Raw genomic sequence first — 19,593 nt, 5'->3', positions numbered from 1 at the left:
AAAAATAGAGCGCATTCGATTCACGAATACGCTCTATCTTCATCCATGCCGAGGACCGGGCTCGAACCGGTACGGTAGTCACCTACCGCAGGATTTTAAGTCCTGTGCGTCTGCCAATTCCGCCACCCCGGCTTGTTCAAAAATTCCGTATTAATGATTATATACAGAATTCCACTCAATATCAACCCAAAATTCAAGTCACCTTTATCCGATAAATTAATCAGTTAGGAAATATGGTAAGTTAAGGTTAGAATTACAGGAGATTGGCTCGAATTTGCGGAAAGGTGAGGGTAGCATTCATGCACGAATTGAAGATGGCGGTTACGCTGGGCCATCAGGTAGTCATCCAACTGCATGACGGACAAATGATGACCGGACTGCCGAAGTGGGGTTCAGCGCCCGACAAAGTACATCTGCGCACAACAGAAGGGGCCGTCTGGGTGAAGCTCGACGAAATCCAACACGTGACGCGAATTATTCCATTTGGAAAATCTTTTTAATTAAATCTGCAACCTTTTCCAACTCTCTTCGTCTAGGAATTATCAAAAATAACTAGACGAGGTGATCACCATGTTTAAACGTAACGTAGCTATGTTGTCCGCCGCAGCCATTTTGAGCTTGTCCTTAGCTGGAGAAAGCTTTGCAGCCGCGGGGTCCTTTAAAGATGTAAGCCAGTCTGTCGCCAAAGACAGCATTTCTGTTTTGCAAGCCAAAGGCATCGTTCGCGGCGTCAGCGCCGACAGCTTTTTGCCGGATGACCAGCTGACCACAAGCCAAGGCGTTCAGCTGATTGTCAACCTGCTGGGGTTGAAGTTGGAAGCTCCTGAGAGCGCCAGCGACAATTTTGTGAATGTCAAGAAAGAGGCCTGGTATGCCCCAGCGTTCTCGATTGCTCAACAGAACGGGTTTGATCTTGACGCCAACGTGAATCCGGACAAGCCCATGACGCGCGAAGAGTTTACCCATCAGCTGATTTTGGCAATGGAGAAGCATGGTGATTTACCGAAGATCAATATCAAACCGATCGAATTTGCTGACGATGACCAGCTCAACGTTTCTTATCAAGGTACGGTGCAACGTGCACTCGTGCTTGGGATCGCCAACCTGGATGAGAGTAATCAATTCCATCCGGGAGATTTGATTACCCGTGCGGAAGCGGCGCTCTTGACCTATAATGCGGTGGAGTACTTAGTCGCTCACCCTGCTCCGACACCGGACAGCAAATAATCTCCTTTGCGATGAAACCTAGAAGGGCCGCCATGCGCGGTCCTTTTTGATTCTCCACCAAAACTTAAAATTTTAATAAAATTCACTGAATCGACAGATTTTTGCAATTTATTTCAGAATTTAGGGAGGATTTACAAAAACGGACATCGAAAATATAATTACCGCTTGAATTTGGTGCAGAAATGTGACAGTTTACGGAAGATGTTTAGCCGCTCACCAGTCGAAAGCGGACGGATGGCATTGATACCTGGACCTAGGAGTTGTTCGCCATGGAACTCATCCTGAAAATTGAAGAGCTCCGGATGGAATTAAACCATCTCGCCCGAAGTAAACGTCTTGCCGATCGAGAAATGATCATGGTCAGTCAGCAACTAGACAAATTGCTGAATGAGTACCATCGATTGATGATCCAGAAGCAAGTCAAATGATCTGAGGGGGCCGTGGCAACGGCTCCTTTCTTCTGCCCAGAAACTGGAACTTTCGATAAAGATCACTCGTATTTTCTACTATAATAAATAATAATGTTCGCGCACAGGAGGAGGAAGTTCTATCATTCAGCGACCAAAGATTGTCCATGACGGCAAAGAGCTTGGGCAAGCTTTTTTTCACCTCATGATTTGGAGAGGCTTGAATCTTATTACCCTTGGAAAAGTCTCGTTTATTCGCAAAAAAATTGCCTACTATAAAACGCTCAATAGGAATCTTCGAAACCTTGATTTTAATTGAATCATAACCACCCGTTGGACGGGTGGTTTGCTATATTTCGATCAAATCTTTCCTCACTTGATTATAGATCTCTTTCCGTCTATACTTCGGGGTGAACACGATATGGTATTTGCACATCCACTTCGTGTGAGCTAAACTATAGCTCTTGTTTGCCATCTAAGACCATTCCTTTCTTGAATTGAGCCTGAACATCTCAATTTTTTGGGAATGGTCTTGTTGGTCAAACCTTCGTTCCCTCCACCCGCATAGCGGGTGGTTTTTTGTTTCGCACGCTTCGCGTACTCAACTGGCTAAAGCCGTAATAAAAGAGCCTGCGGGGTTCGCAGACTCATGGTATAATATGGCTTGTACAACTGAACTTGGGTGGGAAGTATCGCCTCCGGATCAGAGGTGATGCCAATGAATTTTTCGTTATCAGAAGTGATTATGCTCGGGATGTTTCTTCTCGCACTACTCACCTATCTGAATAAACGAAAATAACCCGCCCAGGTTAGCGCCGAGGGAACGGGTTATTTTCAGCTTGTTCTGGAGGTTTCCCACCCAAGTGTTGTACAGGGAGTCGGCTGGCACCGGCTCCTATTTCTATTTTTATCTTAACATATCGTATCATATACCTCAATTACATGTGATACGAAAATGGAGCAGCACAAGTGCTTTTTAACATTTCGTTTCACCGTCCTTCTAACTCAATTCTACGAGCATCCAAGGCTTCTTTAGCCATCACCGAAAAATTACTTTGATTATTGTCAAAAATGGAATACAGGAATTTAAAATCATCAAGATTCATTTCTCTAAGTATTCGCTCCCACCACTTTTCAAATTACATGATCGAGGCCGACTAACCCCCAAATCAACAGATCAATTATCGGACAACTCTATCAATACCAAACAAAGCAAAAACCCCTTGCGCAGCAAGGGGTTTCGCACTTATGGGCCCTACAGGACTCGAACCTGTGACCAATCGGTTATGAGCCGACCGCTCTAACCAACTGAGCTAAGGGCCCGGGAGAACTTGGGATTGCGGGGGCAGGATTTGAACCTGCGGCCTTCGGGTTATGAGCCCGACGAGCTACCGGGCTGCTCCACCCCGCGTCAATAAATTGGCGACAATCAATAATATACACGATTCTCGCAGGGCACGTCAAGCCTAAGATTATGGAATAAATCGCACGCCATATTTGCCTTTGCGCGAGCGGAAAATTTCGATTTGCCGCATATCATCAAAACCGTAAATCCAACCGTCTTGCTCCAACCGTCGGGCGAGACATCCCGCTTGGAATTTCGTTCGATACAATTTATTGAAGTATACCCAACGCATGACTGTTTCGTCCATCCTTTCGTAAATTAGAGCAAATTGTTCATGTCTATAGAATGCCCAACCTTAACAAAAAAAGCCGCCGGATTTCGTCCGGCGGGCTTATATATTTGGTAATGTTTTGTGCTCAATGCAAACCGCGATTTATCCTTTATATACGGCTCCTCCTGCTGCAGCCCCTTCCTCAGGAACAAATGGCGTACCATCCTCCTGGAATTGGGTTTTTGGATTGTTTTTAATCTCCTGCAGCATCTTGTTGCCCTTCTCTTCCCATTCCTTGAGCGCTTCCGCCGGCGTTTTCTTGTTCTCCAGTACCTCTTGGAAGAACTTACGTCCGCTGTCGGTCACGCTGTAAAGCCCTGGTTTTTCGCTCATCAGCTTATCTTGCTTCGGATCCGTTGGCGGCGTCGGCTTCAGCAAATAGAACGCTTGAATATTGTAGTCCAAGCCCATTTTCGGTTGGATGTACGATTTGCGGGCCAGCATTTCATAGGAGTTGCTCCGGGATTTCAGTTTTGCCCAATCCTCACCGTTAATGAATTTAATGAAGTCCCAAGCGGTTTCGGCATTTGGAGCGGCACTGTTGATCGCAAACGTATTGCTCAACCAAATACTTCCCCCGACACCCGGCTTTTCAGGATGGACCGGAACGGTTACGACGTCCCAATCTACAGGGGTAAAGTTTTTAATTTTCGAAGCGTTGTTGTTGGCGTCCGTAATTTCATTTACATAGTAGTTCTCACCGATCGCCATAGCTACTTTACCGGAGAGGAACAGGTCGCTGGTTACAGGGTTCCACTCGCCGTCCATCATCCCGCTGTTACTGTCCGGAATGATTTTATCCTTCGCCAGCTTGCTGATGGTTTCCCATACCTTCGTCCATTGCGGGGTATTGACCGTCATCGTTTCCGCTTTATCATCAAAGGTTTTGAGCTGCAGCGAGTTGACATAGTTGCTCTGCATATCCCAGAACGGATCGCTTCCGAGGTACCGGCTAAACGCGAAACCGTAAACCCGGTCTTTCCCTTCCCCTTTCGCCACACGGCGAGCCAAATTGAAGATATCGTCCCAGGTCATATTATCGGTAGGCGGTTCTACCCCAGCATCCGTAAAGAGCTTCTTGTTATAGAACAAGGCGGAGGAGGAGAACGAAGGAGTTAACGCGTACAGGCTGCCTTCTCCAAGATCCTTGATCCCGTCAATGACTGCCGGTACGAAGTCTGACGTATCGAACTTATCCTCCTGAATCATCGGATCAAGTTGTTTGACCATATTTTCCTTGATCAGCTGATTCAATACGGAAGTATCGGTTACCACGACATCCACCGGATTGCTGCCGGTCATAATTTTCTTCATGCTTTCCAGGTAGTCCGGCTGAACATATGGCTGTGAGTAGTCCTGGTAACGGTATTGACTTTGGTCGATGGCCGGTACAACCTCGATGCGAACATTGTGCGTGAACTCATACACATCGGTATACTGCTGGCGGAAATAAGAATCGTCATATCCCCCGTAAAGCACGCCGATGCGCAGCACTTTCTCCTGCTCAGGGTCTGCCGCTTTGCTGCCGTTACAGCCAGCCAACAGGCCAAGCGCCAGCGTGGCAGCCAGCGATACGGACAATAATTTCTTGAACCTCATGATGGATCCCCCTCCAATGATTTAGGTGCTGTAATAATGATTTTCTCTCCGTCAAACTCCATGCTCGCCCGTCCGTTGATCCCGACGGATTCCAGATATTCCTTCGGAACCTGTAAGCGTCCGACGCGGTCAACCACAACAAAGGCTTCGTGAACCTCCTGCAATCCCCCGCCTAGCTCTGCTGCCGCCAAATCCAGATTCGGATTACGCTTCAGGAATTCGGTGCTCGTTAAGCCGTCGCGGATGGCGACCACGCGGTCCACCTTCCCGGCCAGGTTCAAATCGTGCGTGACGATCACGACCGTGATGCCGAGCTCCCGGTTCACTTGCCGAAAGATCTGCATGATCTGATCAGAGGTGGCCGTGTCTACCGACCCCGTTGGTTCGTCAGCCAGCAGGAGCTTCGGTCGATTCGACAAAGAGATTGCGATCGCAACCCGCTGCTGCTCCCCGCCGGAGAGTTGATGCAGCTTGTTATGCATCCGGTCCTTTAAGCCAACCCGCTCCAGCAGCTCTTTTGCATAAGCCCGGTCCAGCTTACCGGTGAGCAGCATCGGCATCTCCACGTTCTCCAGCGCGGTTAAATAGGGCAGCAGGTTGCGGGCGTTGTTCTGCCAAACAAAGCCAACGGTGTTGCGTTTATATTCCACCAGTTGGTCATCGCGGATCTTCAGCAGATCCCAGCCTCCAACGGTAACCTGACCAGCTGACGGGCGATCCAGCCCGCCCAGAATATTCAGCAGCGTTGATTTGCCGCTGCCGCTGTTGCCGATGATCGCCATCATCTCGCCTTGTTCAACGGTTAAGTTTAAGCCTTGGAGCGCCACAACTTCGATATCTTCGGATTTGAAAATCTTGACGAGTCCTTCGCAATGAATCATCTCTTAGCGCTCCTCTCCCATTTTTACCGCCTGATGCACGCGCAGGCGCCGGATTTGCCAGAGTAGCAGGCCGGCTCCCATCAGGAGCATCACGAACACAACGACATAAAGCTGAAGCGTGTCTTGGTTATCGAATACGATTCGGAACGGCGGAACTTGCGTTGTGACATTATCCGCAGTTTGCAGGAACGGCAAGTATAGCTTGCCGGCAATCTTCCCGATCACGATCCCGAGCACGATGGATAAGCCTGCTGTCAAGATCTGTTCGGCCAGCAGCATAAACGTCAGCTGCTTGCGGGATAAGCCCATCGCCCGCAAGATCCCGAACTGGACGACCCGGCCCGATAAGTTGAAAAACCAGTACAACACGTATCCGATCAACGAAACGATAACCGAGACGAGGAAGCCGAGGCTTAAGATTCCAAATACGCCTCCCCGGGTTGGGTGCTTGCTTTGGGCCGCCAATTCACTGCGGACATCATCAACCGAATAAAGCTCAATTCCTTCCTCCGCCAGCTTCGGAATCAGCGGGGCGACTTTGGCCCCCGGCTTCATCTTCAGCCAGACTTCATAAGGAATAAGCGGAACTTGATCGTAGATATAGTCCAAATTCGCAATGATAAACGGCGTTTGATCCGGATATTGACTTGGCCAATACGGGATAATCCCGTATACGGCAAATTCCACCGCTTGCTCACCCAAGGCGACCGTGAACACGTCTCCCGGCTTCAGCTTGTATTTCTCCGCCAAGTTCGACGGGACTAAAGCTGCACTTTCGTTCATCCCGAGAAAGTTCAAATAATTGTAGGGATGCGTGGGGAACAGGTCGTTCCGGAACCAGGCCACTTTGGCGAAATCGACATTGTCGATCCCCATTACATTCCCTTGGCCTGCCGAACGGCCGGAGATGATGATGTTCCCCTTCGTTTGGAGCACACGTGCCGCATGCTCGACGCCATCCAGCCTCCGAAAGATCTCAAACGGGGGCTCGGAATAGATCAGTTTGGACGGGGGTGGATTTTGCCCGCCGCCGCCCGGACCGCCGCCAGGTACTCCACCCGGGTTCCCGCCGCCGCCCGGAGCTCCCGAGCCGCCGCCTTGACCTTGGCCGGAGCCTCCTTGTGAAGGACGGGTGATTTCCGGCGTGCCTTCCCATACTGTTCGCATAATCACATCCGCTCCATATTTATAGAGCGTCCGCTCCGTCGAATTCAGATCGATCGTCCGAGCAGCTGAAGCGTTATATACACCAAGCCCCAGCGTCAGAACGAGCAGAATCATCAGCGGATAATAGGAAGAAGACGACCTGGACAGTTGCGTCAAACTTAAATAGTAAGGAACCGGCAACCACTTTTTGCCGATCCAGCCGATCAGCTTCAATAACCACGGGAACACCCGCAGGAAAAACAGTCCGATGGAGAAAATCGCCAGCGCCGGTACGAAGAAGAGGAACGGTTGAACCTGCAGCTCATCCGTCGTCATCCCCGTCTGGAACGTCAGCATCTGCCGCTCATTAAACAGGTAGTACCCATAACCCGAAATCACCATCAAGACGATATCGATAAACCAGCGTTGCCAAAAGGGCGCCCGATCGGAGCGCGCTTGCTTCTGCTTCGCCTTGACAATCGAGGAACGGGCGAAGGAAATCGCCGGCAGCAGCGTCGACAAGATCGCGATCACAACCGCCACCGCCCCCAACACCAAGGCGTCGGCATTAAATCCTACCGGAATGGACTTGCGGTTCACGAACGTCAGGAAGCCGTCCGCCGAGCCGATGCTCTTTGACATAAACCAGCCGAGCAAAGGGCCTGCAATCAGTGCAACCACACCAAGGATCAGGCTCTCAAATAAATAGATGAAAATAATCTGCTTCGTAGAAGCACCGCGGCTGCGCAGAACAGCGATGTCACTTTGCTGCTTGTCGAGCGCCTGACGAGCGTTCATCACGATGAAATAGAACACCATGGCAATCATCGGTGCCGCCAGGGTAAACAGCAGCGTCTGCATTTGCAGGCTCTGCTTGCGGAAGTCGTTCAGCAGACTGCCGAAGGAGACATCCACCTTCGTATCTTTCAGCTTCTGGTATAACTCCACGTTCAGCCGTTCCAGCGTATCCGACAGCGGTGACAGCTGACTCGTCTTGATCTCACCAAGATCAAAAGCGTAATACCAGCTGGAGCTATGCAGCGGAATCGACAATCGATTCAGCAGTCCTTCATTAAAGGCTTGATCCGAGATGTAGAAACTGTTCATCATCCCTTCAAAGCCTTGGTACCAATACGGATCATTCTCATTCTCCGGCTGGAAGGTGCCAACAATCTTCACCTTAAGCGTCACATCCACGCCGCTGTACACCGGATACTCCATCACATCGCCAACGTGCAGATCCTGACGGTACATCGCTTCCTCCAGCATCAGAGCCTCAAGCGTATCGCCATCCCCCTGATCCGAAAACAACCGGCCGCCGGATATTGTCACATGATCCTGTAAACCGCTCATGGACACGATGGACATCGTCCGCGTACGGCTCGCGTCAACCTTGGTTGGATCCTCCGGAAACACCTCCGTACTGCGGATGGATCTGGTGTTCACGTAAGCGTCAAACGGGAAGCCGATTTGCTCCGGCACCTCGTCGACAATGTATTGATTGACGGCGGATAGTGCACCCAAATCCGTCTTGGTACCGCCCGGCGCCTGGTAGCTCATGATCAACGAACCTGCGGGCAGCCCTTCGCTCTCCGCTTTCAGGGTGGTCGCAACGACCCGCTTCAGCGAACCGTCGGAATACATCGGAATGCTGACCGTAAACGAGACAGCGACGATGAGGCCCAAGAGTGTACTTAACGTCAGCCATTTCGTGTTCCACATTTTGCGGAACAACAAGCGTAATAAAGGAAGTCCCATTAACGACCCACTACTTTCTGCCCCGGCGTGAGTCCTTTAACAATTTCCACGTCGGTCGAGGTTTGCAAACCTACCTCAACATCGGCTTCACGTTTCGAACCGTCTTCCTCTACAACCTGGACGTAAGTACGCGAGCCGATCGTCCGCAGGGCGGAAATCGGAATTAACACTGCGTGTTCCTTGCGTTCCGTTACAATGGACACGCTAAGCGGCCGTCCACGTTCAAGCCCCTCCGGCCATTTGTCCAGTTCCACGATCAGGTACTTATCGATCGTATCTCTCTCTGGAGGGGTGCCGCTTCCGCCGCCGTTATCGTTGTCGGACGATCCGGTATCCACCGGCATCACCTTCACTTTACCGTCGAACACACCCATCGCATTAATATCAACCTTGGCTTTCATGCCAACGGCAATCTTCGCTAAATCCTCCTTGGCAAACTGAGCTGCCACTACCAACGAGGACGTGTCGGACAGCACGGCTACCGTATCATATGCTTTGATAGCGGCGCCTTTCTGGGCGGAGACGGAAATGATCGATCCGGAGAACGGCGCACGGAGTGTGCCGTCGGCGATCGTTTTCTCCAAATCCTCCAGCTCTTGGCGCTGTTCCTCAAAGACGATGGCGGCCTCCTCAAATTCGATCGGGTCCTTCTCGTCCTTCGTGCGCAGCAGCTCCTTCATGGAGATTTCCTGCTTGCGGAACTCCAGCTTCTTCTTCCGCAATTCCTTCTGCAAATCTTCGACATCCAGCTGAATGAGGGCATCGCCTTTCTTGACTTTGTCGCCCGCCTTTACCAGCACTTCCTTCACGTGAAGATTATCCTCTGTGAAAAATAACGGCTCCTCGCGCTGGCTCATGATCTTCCCGACCGCGCTGACGCTAAGCTCGATCGTCTCCGTGCGCACCTCGTACTCCGGCTTCTTCGAGATTGTCGGCGGCGTGATCACCGGCAGGTCCTCCTCCGCCTCTTCGTCCGGCAGCAAGGCGCAGCCTGTGGACGCAATTAACGTCAGGGACAGGGCGAATACCCCAAGCGTTCGAACCAGCCTCATCCCCCCTTTTTTATTCGATAAATCTGCCATCCACCATTTCGTAAACATGGTCCGCTACCTCCAGGATTGTAGGATCGTGAGTGGTCATACAGATCGTCACGCGTTCGGTCTGTATGATGTTCTTGAATACTGCCATGACTTGTGCTCCCATTTGCGAATCGAGGTTGGCCGTTGGTTCATCCGCCAACAACAGCTTTGGGCGATGGGCGATCGCTTTGGCGATGGCCACCCGCTGCTGTTCGCCCCCGGATAATTCGAACGGGCGGTGAAACATCCGTTTCCCGAGCCCGACGAGCTCCAGGCAATGCTTAACGCGCGGCGTCCATTCCTGAGGCGGAACTCCTGCCATACGCAGCGACAGTTCGACATTCTCCCAGGCAGACAGCAGCGGAAGCAAAGCATAGGCTTGGAAAATAAAGCCGATCTGATTCCGGCGCAACAATGTACGCTTATCGTCGTTCAGCTCATGTAGCGGCTGGCCACGGAACCAGATTTCACCGGAAGTCGGCTGATCCAATCCGCCAAGCATGTTGAGCAACGTCGTTTTGCCCGAGCCGGAGCGGCCTTTGAGCATCACCAGCTGGCCTGAAAGCACTTCCATGTCAATTCCCTTCAATACCTGGATTTCTCCTCCGCCCACCGGGAATGATCGGTGAACGTCTTTGACCGACAGAATCGGTCCGGTCTCCCTCTCTGCCTCCTCCTCATGCACATCTTGGGCTGCAATAACCTCGGCATCTGCTTCTGCTAAGGCCGTCTTCTCCACGGCAGCGGCGGTCTCCCCCTCCGCACTTTCCGGTACCGGAGAATCAGCTCCGGGCTGAACTTCGACTTTTTCTTTTTTGCGAAGCCATCGCATCATTGTGTATCGGTCTCCCATTTCCCTAATTTGTGCTTCTCCTCTTCTTCCTTTACTTCCTTTTCTTGGATTTCTTGGTCTAGTTGGCCTTGTCTAGCAATACATTCACGTCTTGCATTATAAACGAATTAGGATGGCAAAAAGTTACAAGGTCATTAACGAAATCGTTAAATTTTTACCATATTTTTCGCACTGATGAATGGTTACAATTCTGTTAGAATTAAGGAGATTTCTACTAATTTCGGCAAGGAGAACTACTTCATGAAAAAAAATTTCCCATCCTGCTCGCGGTAACGCTCTTATTCACCAATGCCGTTCTTCGGCAAGAGCCGGCCGCTGCCGATCTCCCCTTTAACGATATTTCAAACAGCTATGCGAAAGACGCAATCCTCCGCATAAACGCGAACAATGTGATGAAAGGAACCTCAGGTTCAGAATTTTCTCCAACCCGCTCCATCACCCGGGCCGAGTTTATGACCACGTTGACGCGAATCTTTAAGGTGGAAGCGGCCAAATCCGCTGTTCCCGCCTATCGCGATGTACCAAGAAGCGCCTGGTACTACGGCACGATCCAAGCAGCCACGGAGCTTGGGCTTACCAACGGCTTGGGAGACGGGATCTTTAAGCCAAACCAGCCGTTAACCCGGCAGGAAGCCGCTTCATGGATCGTCCGCGCATTAAAACAAAACGCTGCCGGGAATTCGTCCTCCGGTTACAAGGATGAAGCGATGATCGCGACTTGGGCCAAGCCTTCGGTCAGCTCGATTACCGAGCTTGGTTTGATGCAGGGCAGCGACGGATTATTTCATCCAACACAGCCGATTACCCGACAGGAGACCGCCGTTATCCTGGATCGCCTGCTGCAGGACACCCGATGGACCGATGCGCTCGCGGCTAACGCGAACGAGGCAATCAAGCTTGGTTGGCAATTCGGTCAATCGACCGAGGCCTACAAGAAAGCGGTGCTGAAATCGAACGTGAATGTGCTGGTGCCTCGGTGGTTTTTTCTCGAAAGTACCGGCAAATTATCCGACTCCAGCGTCCCGTCCCTCGTAACCTGGGCAAAAAATAACGGCAAACAGGTTTGGGCCATGGTCGGAAACCGATTTGATCAGGAAACGACACATAGCTTCTGGCTTCCAGCTTGCTTTCTTCCGAAGCGATCCAAACCTTGAAGTCCTACGTTCAAAAATACGGGCTGCATGGCATCAACGTCGATTTCGAAAATGTCGCAGCTTCCGATCGAAGCTTGTATACGGCCTTTATCGCCAAACTGGCACAGGAGCTTCATTCCGTCTCTGCCGTCTTGTCCGTAGATTTACCGCCGGATCTCGACACCGACTGGTCGGACGCTTACAATTACACGGAACTGGCGAAGAGCGCCGATTACCTTGTGATTATGGCCTACGACGAGCACTGGGGCGGATCTGCCGCCGGTTCCATCGCATCGCTTGGCTGGGTGGAGAACCACCTTCAAAAGCTGCTCGCCCAAATCCCCTCCGACCAACTCATTATGGGGATGCCGCTGTATACGCGGGATTGGAGCCTAAGCAGCACTGGAGCTACGTTGTCTTCCGAGGACATCACCCTCGCGGATCAAAATAACCGGATCAACCAATACGGCCTGAAGCCGAAATGGAACGACACGTTGGGCCAGTACACCATGGAGTATCGCAAGAACGGCACGATCCACAAAATTTGGCTGGAGGATGCCCGTTCCCTTTCGGAGAAGCTGAGGTTAGGCGCGAGGTTGGGAGTGGCCGGTTATGCTTACTGGCACATCGGCGGCGAATCGCCGGACATCTGGACGAGTCTGAAAAACGCGGAGAAATACGCAGGATATTCGTTTAAGTAACAAGCAATCATATGTAAATCATACGTTAAAGAAATGACCACCTTTGAGACAGAGCGATGCTGCTTCTCTTGGGTGGTCTTTTGGTGAAGGGCTATTGTTTAGACAAAAAAACAGCCCCTGCTGGAGAGCCCTGCAAAAGTCAACCTAAAATCTGTAAAAAAACAAACCCCGTGCCACGTAGGTACTGGATTTGTTATATAATAAAAAGAAACCGAGAGAGATGGGACCATTGCTACAGTCTGCCAAACAAATGACGGCATCTTTCCATGCCGAACTATACAAACTCATTCCCGAAGACCATCAATTGCGTAAAATTCATGAAGTCATCGACTTCTCTTTCATTCATGAACTAGTTCGTTCTTCTTACTCTGAATATTATGGGAGACCGGCTAACGAGCCAGAGCTCCTGTTTCGTTTGCTGTTTTTGCAGGTTCTTACAATCTGTCCGACGAACGGATGATCCAAGAAGCACAGGTAAACCTTGCTTATGCGGCAAAACGCCTATTCCGTGTCGTAGTCAAAAAGCATCCGAAGCTCGAAAAGAAACTCCCGCGGCTACCGGAACTGAAGAAAGATCAGGAGGATGCGGATTTCGTGATTTGCCCGGCAGGTGAGCACAGTATTCGTAAAGCTGTACAAGGAAGCAAGAAAAGTGGCGAAAGCCGTTCACTTGTCTTTTACTTCGATACGGAGAGGTGCAAGACTTGCCCGCTTAGAGAAGGTTGCTTGAAACCGGGAGCGAAAAGCAAGACCTATTCCATTCGGATGGTGGCAGAGCACTTCAAGGAACAAATCGAATTTGAGAACAGTGATACGTTTAAAGAACGCATTCGCCGCCGACCGATCATTGAACATAAGAATGCCGAACTGAAAAGATTTCATGGGATGACCAAGGTCAAATACCGTGGTCTATTTCGCATGCGAATACAAGCCGTACTTACCGCTTTCGTGGTAAACGTGAAGCGAATGGTAAAGCTGAAAGAACAAATGCAGCCCGCCTCTTAAGGGAGAACGGACTGCATTTATTTGTTTTATGCCACATCTTAGTCGGAAGCCCCAGCGTCTTATGCCCTCAACCCAAAATGAGGGTGTTTTGCAGGGCTCTTCTGCTGGAGGTTGCTAACATACACTATGCATTTCCGAAGGAAGCCGGGTCTTGCCGCCAGGACTTTAATAGCTCCAGGTCTTCCGGCTGAATATCCCCGCGCTGTACGGCCACATCCATCAATACCGTATAGTTGGATAAGGTTTGCAGCGGGATGTCGGCTTCAGCAAACGCCTGCACCGCTTTGTCGAGCTGATAGCTGAAGATCGCCAGCACGGCCAACGGTTCTGCACCCGCATCACGCACCGCCTGCGCCGCTTTGATCGAGCTGCCGCCGGTAGAGATCAAATCCTCGATGACGACGACCTTCTGCCCTGGCTTAATCAGGCCTTCGATTTGATTCTCCTTGCCATGTCCTTTCGCCTTATCGCGAATATAGGCCATCGGCAGCCCCAGCTTCTGCGCCGTAAACGCGGCATGCGGAATGCCGGCCGTAGCCGTTCCAGCGATCACCTCGGCCTCCGGATAGTCTTTACGGATCAGCGCGGCAAACGATTCAGCGATCAGATCGCGGATATGAGGATAGGACATCGTGAGACGGTTGTCGCAATAAATTGGCGATTTGATCCCGGAGGTCCAAGTAAACGGCTGATGCGGACGAAGCGCAACGGCTCCGATCTCCAGCAGGCTGCTGGCAATTTGCGCTTCGACGGATGGGGTATTTGTCATGCTACATCATCTCCTTAATGATCGTCTCCGCGGCTTCACGCGGGTTGGGGGCGGCGATGATCGGGCGGGCAACGACGATATAGTCCGTGCCTTGCGCCATCGCTTCGCCAGGGGTTAACGTGCGCGTTTGATCGCCTTTGGGGCTGTTCGCCGGACGAATCCCCGGTGTCACCGTCAGGAAGGCTTGTCCGCACTTCTCCTTAATTGCTGTAACCTCCAGCGGGGAGGCGACCACACCGTCCAAACCGGCTGAACGGGCCAGGTCCGCGTAATGCACGACAGAGGCTTCGACTTCGCCCGGGATGCCGATCTGCTCATTCATCACTTGCTTGCTGGTGCTCGTCAGCTGCGTAACCGCGATGATCTTCGGCATCGCCAGCGACGGGTCGGCTTCCAACGCCGCCAACGCTCCTTCTTTCGCCGCCTTCATCATATCGAGCCCTCCGGCAGCATGCACGTTAAACAGATCTACGCCGAGCTTGGTGACGCTGTTGGCACCACCTCTTACGGTGTTGGGAATATCATGCATTTTAACATCGAGAAAAACGGAGTATCCCCGCTGCTTTAATTCCCGGATCAGCTCCGGACCCGCCGCGTAGAATAGCTGCAGCCCCACCTTCATGAAGCAAGGGATGCCTTCCAGCTCCTTCAGCAGCTTCCGCGCCTGCTCCGCATCAGGGACATCGAGGCCCACGATCAGCTTCCCGGCCGCTTCTTCAAACGAACGCAAATCCGCTCTCCTCCATTCATGCTTGCGGCTCCGAAGCATCCTGCTTCCGAGCCGCCTTTTTCTTTGTCCTCTAACAGACCTGAGAGACCTTATTTATCCATTTCCCGGCTATTTCCCGCTGTAACGGACTCCATGGACTTTATTCAGCCCTCATGGAGCCACTCAGCTGCGATTTAAGCGAAATAAGGTCTCCTCGGTCCGTTAGAAATCACCATACGCCTAAAATCAGGTCAATAACGCCTCTGGTGTCCGTTAGCGCCTGCGATTAAAGCGCGGGCATCGCTTGGGAAGAGAAGTTGATCGTCTCCAACATCTCCAGCAGCGCCCGAACCGTATCCAGCGAGGTCATGCAGACAACGCCGTTCTCCACCGCTTCCCGGCGAATCCGGAAGCCATCGCGCTCCGGCTCTTTGCCCTTCGTCAAGGTGTTGATTACGAAGTGAGCTTCTCCGTTCCGGATCAGATCGAGGATGTTCGGCACCCCTTCGGACAGCTTGTAAACCGTCGTCACATGAATCCCCGCCTCGATCAGCGCAGAAGCTGTACCGTCGGTAGCAATGATCTTGTACCCCAGGCGGTAGAAGCCGCGCAACAGCTCAACCGCTTCTTGCTTATCCTTGTCGGCTACCGTAGCGATAATCGCCCCGGTCGAAGGAATCTTCATTCCCGCGCCGATCAAGCCTTTATACAGCGCCTTGGCGTATTGCGGATCGCGGCCCATGACCTCGCCGGTCGATTTCATTTCCGGCCCCAGCGTCGGCTCAACGCGGCGCAGCTTCGCGAAGGAGAATACCGGCACCTTCACCGCAACCTGATGGCTTTCCGGCCACAGGCCATTGGAGTAGCCCAAGTCGCTTAGCTTCGTACCGAGAATACATTGAGTTGCCACGTTTGCCATTGGAATGTTTGTCACTTTGCTCAGGAACGGTACCGTACGCGAAGAGCGCGGGTTCACCTCGATGACAAACACTTCGTTGTTGTAGATCACGAACTGGATGTTCACCAGACCCACCGTCTTCAGCTCGCGGGCGATTTTGACCGTGATCTCAACGATCTTCTCCTTCAGCTCTGCCGACAGATGCTGCGGTGGATACACGGCAATCGAGTCCCCGGAGTGAACCCCGGCACGTTCGATATGCTCCATGATCCCCGGGATCAGCACCGTCTCCCCATCGCTGATAGCGTCGACCTCTACCTCTTTACCTAGCATATAGCGGTCGATCAGGACCGGATGCTGCGGATTGATGTTCACCGCTTCTTCCATGTAGCGCAGCAATTCCTGGTCGGAGTAGACGATTTCCATCGCCCGGCCGCCCAGTACATACGAAGGTCTAACCAGTACCGGATAACCGAGCGCTTGAGCGGTTCCAACCGCTTCTTCTACAGAGGTTACCGTGCTGCCCTTCGGCTGAGCGATGCCCAGCTTCGACAGGAGCGCTTCGAACTTCTTGCGATCCTCCGCTTCGTCGATGCTTTCCAGCGAGGTTCCGAGGATGCGAACGCCTGCCGCTTGCAGCGGCGCCGCCAAGTTGATCGCCGTTTGGCCGCCGAACTGAACGATAACGCCCACCGGCTTCTCCTCTTCGATGACGTTCATGACATCCTCGAAGAACAGCGGTTCAAAGTAGAGGCGATCCGACGTGTTAAAGTCCGTGGATACCGTCTCCGGGTTGTTGTTGATGATTACCGCTTCGTAGCCGGCTTTTTGAATCGCCCAAACCGCGTGTACCGTCGAGTAGTCAAACTCGATGCCTTGCCCGATACGAATCGGTCCGGAGCCAAGCACCACGATCTTCTCTTTGTCCGTTTGAACGACTTCGTTCTCCGTTTCATAGGTCGAGTAGTAGTAAGGCGTAGAGGCTTCAAATTCAGCCGCGCACGTATCTACCATTTTGTAAACCGGCTTCAGTCCATGCTCCTTGCGGAAGCTCCTCACTTCAGCCTCCGTCAGGTGCGTGCCTGTCGGCTGTCCGGCGGCACGCAGTTCGGCAATCGCCCGGTCAGTAAACCCTAAGCGCTTCGCTTCATACAGCGTTTCATAGGAAAAGAACTCTTCTCCCGCAATCCGTTTCTCGAATTCCACCAAACGCTCGATTTTATCAAGGAACCACCAGTCGATTCCGGTCAGATCATGAATGAGCTGCAGCTTGTAGCCGCGGCGGAACGCTTCGGCAATCAGGAACAGTCGCTCGTCGTCCGCTTTGATCAAGCGATTTCTCAGCGTTTCATCGTCGATCTTCTCCACGCCTTTCAGATAGAGGCGATGCGTGCCGATCTCAAGCGAACGGACCGCTTTATGAATCGACTCTTCGAAGGTCCGGCCAATCGCCATAACTTCGCCGGTCGCTTTCATCTGCGTGCCCAGCTTGCGGTTGGCGTGAACGAATTTATCAAACGGCCAGCGCGGGATTTTGCTGACGATGTAGTCCAGCGTCGGCTCGAAGCAGGCGTATGTCTGCCCCGTAACCGGGTTGATGATTTCGTCCAGCGTGTAGCCCAGCGCGATTTTGGCTGCCATTTTCGCGATCGGATAACCCGTCGCTTTAGACGCGAGCGCCGACGAACGGCTGACCCGCGGATTTACTTCGATAACGTAGTATTGGAAGCTTTGCGGATCCAGTGCGAACTGCACGTTACAGCCGCCTTCGATGTTCAGCGCGCGGATAATCTTCAGCGAAGCCGAACGGAGCATTTGATACTCGCGGTCAGACAGCGTTTGGCTTGGCGCAACGACGATACTGTCCCCGGTATGTACGCCCACCGGGTCGAAGTTCTCCATGTTGCAGACAACGATACAGTTGTCGTTCGCATCGCGCATCACTTCGTATTCGATTTCCTTCATGCCGGCGATCGATTTCTCGATCAAGCATTGGCCGATCGGGCTGTAACGAATCCCCGACGCTACCGTCTCGCGCAGCTCCTCTTCCGTAGCGCAGATCCCGCCGCCGGTACCGCCCAGCGTATACGCCGGACGAACGATTACCGGATAGCCAATTTCGTTTGCGAATTCCAGCGCTTCTTCCACCGAGGTGATGATCGCGCTTTCCGGCACCGGCTGCTCCAGCTCGCGCATCAGCTCGCGGAACAGGTCGCGGTCTTCCGCTTTCTCAATCGAGGTCAGCTGTGTGCCAAGGAGCTTCACATTCTCGCGCTCCAGCACGCCTGCGCGGGCCAGCTCCACCGCCATGTTCAGACCGGTTTGCCCGCCGAGCGTGGGCAGCAAGCCGTCCGGCCGCTCCTGGCGAATGATTTGGGTGACGAATTCCAGCGTGATCGGTTCAATATAAACCTTGTCGGCCATGTTGGTGTCGGTCATGATCGTCGCCGGGTTGCTGTTGATCAGCACCACCTCGACGCCCTCTTCCTTCAGCGCTTGGCAAGCTTGCGTTCCGGCGTAATCGAACTCAGCCGCCTGACCGATAACGATCGGTCCGGAACCGATGACGAGAATTTTCTTAAGGTCTTTGTTGATCGGCATTGATTTACAGTTCTCCTTTCGCAGCGGCCATCAGTTCGGCTTGGCGAGGCTTTTGCGGATTTTGCCGCTTGTGCTCGCGGATCATCTCGATGAATCGGTCGAACAGGTAGCTGTTATCGTACGGTCCCGGTGCCGCCTCTGGGTGGTATTGCACAGAGAAGGCCGGGTATTTCTTATGCTTCAAGCCTTCGATGGTTTTGTCATTGTTGTTGATATGCGTCACTTCCAGCTCCGTCCCCGCGATGGACGCTTCGTTGACGGTGTATCCATGGTTTTGCGACGTGATGTAGCAGCGGCCGGTGGCCAGCTCTTTCACCGGGTGGTTCCCGCCGCGATGGCCAAATTTCAGCTTTTCCGTATCGGCGCCGCAGGCGAGGGCAAACAGCTGGTGACCCAGGCAAATGCCGAAGATCGGGTATTCGCCAAGCAGCTCGGAAATCATCTTCACCGCATGCGGCACGTCTTTCGGGTCCCCCGGTCCGTTCGACAGCTGGATCCCGTCTGGATGCAGGCGGCGGATTTCATCCGCGGTCGTATCATGCGGGACGATCACCACGTCGCAGTCGCGTTTGTTCAGCTCGCGCAGAATGCCGCTTTTCGCGCCGAAGTCGACCAGCACGATGCGTTCCTTCGAGCCGGGACTGCTGTACACGTGCTTCGTCGAGGTTTGCGCCACTTGATTGCGCAGCTCGGCGATGCTGGTCGCCAGCATCATTTCTTTTAATTCCTCCACCGATTTATTTGAGGTCGTCAAAATCCCTCTCATCGTCCCCTGATGGCGGATAAGTCGCGTCAGCATGCGCGTATCGATGTCGGCAATGCCGGGAATTCCGTATTCCTTCAGCAGGTCACCCAAATTGTACTGTGCCCGCCAGTTGCTTGGGGTCGGTTCATAGCGGCGAACGACAAAGCCGTGGATCGACGGCGTAATCGATTCAAAGTCATCGCGCGAAATGCCGTAGTTCCCGATCAGCGGATACGTCATCGTAACGATTTGTCCGCAATAGGAAGGATCCGACAGCACCTCTTGGTACCCCGTAATTCCCGTATTAAAAACGACCTCGCCGGTTTTGTCTCCTTCCGCTCCGAATGAGGTTCCGGTAAACAACGTGCCGTCCTCCAACAATAGTCTTGCCTGCATCCTGAAGCAC

Annotated in this window: 15 protein-coding genes, 3 tRNA genes and 3 pseudogenes; 7 read left to right on the top strand and 14 right to left on the bottom strand. The window is 52.5% G+C overall.

Annotated elements, in window-relative coordinates; translation table 11 throughout:
* Window positions 1-46: 46 nt before the first annotated feature.
* Window positions 47-132 (bottom strand) — tRNA-Leu (locus tag ACL02P_RS03195).
* A gap of 167 nt (window positions 133-299) precedes the next feature.
* Between ACL02P_RS03195 and ACL02P_RS03190 the strand changes: the two genes are divergently transcribed.
* The 3 genes from ACL02P_RS03190 (at window position 300) to ACL02P_RS03180 (ending at window position 1,655) form a co-directional block, all read left to right on the top strand.
* Entirely contained in the window at window positions 300-500 is a 201-nt protein-coding gene (locus ACL02P_RS03190; protein ID WP_036645641.1) for a hypothetical protein, read from the top strand.
* Between the two features lie 70 nt (window positions 501-570).
* A complete protein-coding gene (locus ACL02P_RS03185) occupies window positions 571-1,227 on the top strand; it encodes an S-layer homology domain-containing protein (RefSeq protein ID WP_412836816.1) in 657 nt (218 codons plus the stop codon).
* 269 nt (window positions 1,228-1,496) lie between these two features.
* On the top strand, window positions 1,497-1,655 hold the full coding sequence (locus ACL02P_RS03180; protein ID WP_323076946.1) for an aspartyl-phosphate phosphatase Spo0E family protein: 159 nt from the start codon (window positions 1,497-1,499) through the stop codon (window positions 1,653-1,655).
* A 331-nt stretch (window positions 1,656-1,986) separates the two neighbouring features.
* Here ACL02P_RS03180 and ACL02P_RS03175 read toward each other — a convergent pair.
* From ACL02P_RS03175 to ACL02P_RS03135, 9 genes and pseudogenes are all read right to left on the bottom strand, one after another.
* Window positions 1,987-2,109 (bottom strand): annotated as a pseudogene (locus ACL02P_RS03175) (transposase); the annotation flags it as partial.
* Window positions 2,110-2,883: 774 nt separating this feature from the next.
* Window positions 2,884-2,957, bottom strand: a tRNA-Ile gene (locus ACL02P_RS03170).
* Between the two features lie 14 nt (window positions 2,958-2,971).
* Window positions 2,972-3,045 (bottom strand) — tRNA-Met (locus tag ACL02P_RS03165).
* A gap of 61 nt (window positions 3,046-3,106) precedes the next feature.
* The gene (locus tag ACL02P_RS03160; RefSeq protein ID WP_009225643.1) at window positions 3,107-3,271 is read right to left on the bottom strand and encodes a hypothetical protein; all 165 of its coding nucleotides are present in this window, start codon (window positions 3,269-3,271) and stop codon (window positions 3,107-3,109) included.
* Between the two features lie 141 nt (window positions 3,272-3,412).
* A complete protein-coding gene (locus tag ACL02P_RS03155) occupies window positions 3,413-4,909 on the bottom strand; it encodes an ABC transporter substrate-binding protein (protein WP_009225642.1) in 1,497 nt (498 codons plus the stop codon).
* A complete protein-coding gene (locus ACL02P_RS03150; RefSeq protein WP_260070732.1) occupies window positions 4,906-5,790 on the bottom strand; it encodes an ABC transporter ATP-binding protein in 885 nt (294 codons plus the stop codon). The genes ACL02P_RS03155 and ACL02P_RS03150 overlap by 4 nt, the downstream gene beginning before the upstream one ends.
* A gap of 3 nt (window positions 5,791-5,793) precedes the next feature.
* A complete protein-coding gene (locus ACL02P_RS03145; protein WP_009225640.1) occupies window positions 5,794-8,694 on the bottom strand; it encodes an ABC transporter permease in 2,901 nt (966 codons plus the stop codon).
* Window positions 8,694-9,794: an efflux RND transporter periplasmic adaptor subunit gene (locus ACL02P_RS03140; RefSeq protein ID WP_339299475.1), complete on the bottom strand. Its 1,101-nt coding sequence runs from the start codon at window positions 9,792-9,794 to the stop codon at window positions 8,694-8,696. Before ACL02P_RS03140 ends, ACL02P_RS03145 begins: the two co-directional genes overlap by 1 nt.
* On the bottom strand, window positions 9,757-10,608 hold the full coding sequence (locus ACL02P_RS03135; RefSeq protein WP_412836815.1) for an ABC transporter ATP-binding protein: 852 nt from the start codon (window positions 10,606-10,608) through the stop codon (window positions 9,757-9,759). The genes ACL02P_RS03140 and ACL02P_RS03135 overlap by 38 nt, the downstream gene beginning before the upstream one ends.
* 275 nt (window positions 10,609-10,883) lie before the next feature.
* On the opposite strand from ACL02P_RS03135, the pseudogene ACL02P_RS03130 reads away from it, so the two are divergent.
* From ACL02P_RS03130 to ACL02P_RS03115, 4 genes and pseudogenes are all read left to right on the top strand, one after another.
* Window positions 10,884-11,018 (top strand): annotated as a pseudogene (locus ACL02P_RS03130) (hypothetical protein); the annotation flags it as partial.
* On the top strand, window positions 11,019-11,780 hold the full coding sequence (locus ACL02P_RS03125; RefSeq protein WP_412836814.1) for an S-layer homology domain-containing protein: 762 nt from the start codon (window positions 11,019-11,021) through the stop codon (window positions 11,778-11,780).
* Window positions 11,777-12,460 (top strand): glycosyl hydrolase family 18 protein, encoded by a 684-nt coding sequence (locus ACL02P_RS03120; protein ID WP_412836813.1) that lies wholly within the window; start codon window positions 11,777-11,779, stop codon window positions 12,458-12,460. The genes ACL02P_RS03125 and ACL02P_RS03120 overlap by 4 nt, the downstream gene beginning before the upstream one ends.
* Window positions 12,461-12,764: 304 nt before the next feature.
* Window positions 12,765-13,465, top strand: a pseudogene (locus ACL02P_RS03115) (transposase).
* A gap of 124 nt (window positions 13,466-13,589) precedes the next feature.
* Here ACL02P_RS03115 and pyrE read toward each other — a convergent pair.
* From pyrE to carA, 4 genes are all read right to left on the bottom strand, one after another.
* Window positions 13,590-14,234: an orotate phosphoribosyltransferase gene (pyrE, locus tag ACL02P_RS03110; protein ID WP_412836812.1), complete on the bottom strand. Its 645-nt coding sequence runs from the start codon at window positions 14,232-14,234 to the stop codon at window positions 13,590-13,592.
* A gap of 1 nt (window position 14,235) precedes the next feature.
* Entirely contained in the window at window positions 14,236-15,003 is a 768-nt protein-coding gene (gene pyrF, locus ACL02P_RS03105; protein WP_050769776.1) for an orotidine-5'-phosphate decarboxylase, read from the bottom strand.
* Between the two features lie 226 nt (window positions 15,004-15,229).
* Complete coding sequence (gene carB, locus ACL02P_RS03100) at window positions 15,230-18,442, bottom strand: carbamoyl-phosphate synthase large subunit (protein WP_009225632.1); 3,213 nt, start codon at window positions 18,440-18,442, stop codon at window positions 15,230-15,232.
* 4 nt (window positions 18,443-18,446) lie between these two features.
* On the bottom strand, window positions 18,447-19,583 hold the full coding sequence (carA, locus tag ACL02P_RS03095) for a glutamine-hydrolyzing carbamoyl-phosphate synthase small subunit (protein WP_009225631.1): 1,137 nt from the start codon (window positions 19,581-19,583) through the stop codon (window positions 18,447-18,449).
* Between the last annotated feature and the right edge of the window lie 10 nt (window positions 19,584-19,593).

This window comes from Paenibacillus sp. MB22_1 (genome assembly GCF_047200555.1).
Lineage (GTDB): Bacteria > Bacillota > Bacilli > Paenibacillales > Paenibacillaceae > Fontibacillus > Fontibacillus phoenicis.
This window is presented reverse-complemented; position numbering and strand designations above follow the sequence as displayed.